2 protein-coding genes are annotated in these 1,328 nt (G+C 64.0%); both read right to left on the bottom strand.

The window, feature by feature from the left end:
• Nucleotides 1-855: protease modulator HflC (locus EN879_RS36160; RefSeq protein WP_164774849.1), on the bottom strand; the 855-nt coding region annotated here is incomplete at its 3' end.
• Nucleotides 855-1,328: protease modulator HflK (locus EN879_RS36155; protein ID WP_164774848.1), on the bottom strand; the 474-nt coding region annotated here is incomplete at its 5' end. The genes EN879_RS36160 and EN879_RS36155, both read right to left, overlap by 1 nt.

Below are 1,328 nucleotides of genomic sequence, written 5' to 3'. Positions count from 1 at the left end.
GCGGAAGAACTCCGAGTTTGGCGACAGCACCATCGTCGTTCCGGTGTTGTCCAGCGCCGTGCCATAGGCATTCATCGACCGGTAGAAGTCGAAGAAAGCCGGATCGCGCTGATAGGCTCCCGCGAAGGTGGCGCTGCGCTGGGCCTCGCCCTCGCCGCGCAGGATTTCCGACTCTTTTTGGGCTTCGGCGACGATCTCGACCACTTCGCGATCGGCGCGGGCGGTGATGCGCTGTGCCGCCTCATTGCCGCGCGCCCTCAGCCGGGCAGCTTCCGCAAGGCGTTCCGCCTTCATGCGGTCGAAGGTCTGCTGCGAGACCTCGGCCGTGAGATCGGTGCGGCGAATGCGGACATCCTCGATCTGCAGGCCGAGCGATGTGGCATCGGGCCTGAGCTGGTCGCGGACCTCGCGCATCATCACGCCGCGCTCTTCGGAGAGTGCTGCCTCGAAATCACGCAGACCATAGACACGGCGCAAGGCAGCGTCGAGACGCGTCCTGAGCCGGGCCTCGGCCAGTTCGATCTGACCGGACACCGCGGCGCGGAAGACCCGCGGATCCGAGATGCGATAGGCGATGAAGGCATCGACCTCATAGAACTTGCCGCCCGAGACCTGGACGCGAATGTTGTCGAGATCGAAGCGCAGCACCCGGTTCTCGATCAGCTGCACGGTGTCGGCGTCGAAGAACGAGAACGGCGCCTTGAAGTAGATGCCGGGTTCGCTCTTGACGTCGACGATCTCACCGAACCTGAGCACCAGCGCCTGCTGGCGCGCATTGACCACGAAGACCGACGAATAGAGCAGGAACAGGATAACCGCTGCTGCGACGACGATGATGGGAAGACGGTTGGCCATCACTGGTTACCTCCCGTAACGGGGGCGGCCGGTGCCGGCGCTTTCGGCTGCAATGCCGGCAGCGGCAGATAGGGAACGACCCCTTGCCCGTTGCCCTGCTCGACGATGACCTTGCTCGAATCCTTCAGAACCTTCTCCATGGTTTCCAGGTAGAGGCGCTTGCGCGTTACATCGGGCGCCTTGGCATATTCGTCATAGACCGAGATGAAGCGCTGCGCCTCACCCTCGGCTTCCTGCACGACCCGGTTCTTGTAGGCGGCCGCGTCTTCGCGGATCTGTGCGGCCTCGCCGCGCGCCTGCCCGAGCTTCTGATTGGAGTACTGGTTGGCCTGCTCGACGAACTTGTCCTCGTCCTGCTCGGCGCGCTGCACCTCGTCGAACGCATCGGCCACTTCGCGTGGCGGTGCCGCATCCTCGATCGAGACGGCGTTGACGTTGAGACCGGCCTTGTAGCCGTCCAGCGTCGTCTGGAT

Source organism: Mesorhizobium sp. M7A.F.Ca.AU.002.02.1.1 (genome assembly GCF_003998535.1).
In the GTDB taxonomy this organism is placed as follows: domain Bacteria; phylum Pseudomonadota; class Alphaproteobacteria; order Rhizobiales; family Rhizobiaceae; genus Mesorhizobium; species Mesorhizobium ciceri.
The sequence above is the reverse complement of the archived record's forward strand: the minus strand, read 5'-3'. Positions and strand labels throughout refer to the sequence as shown.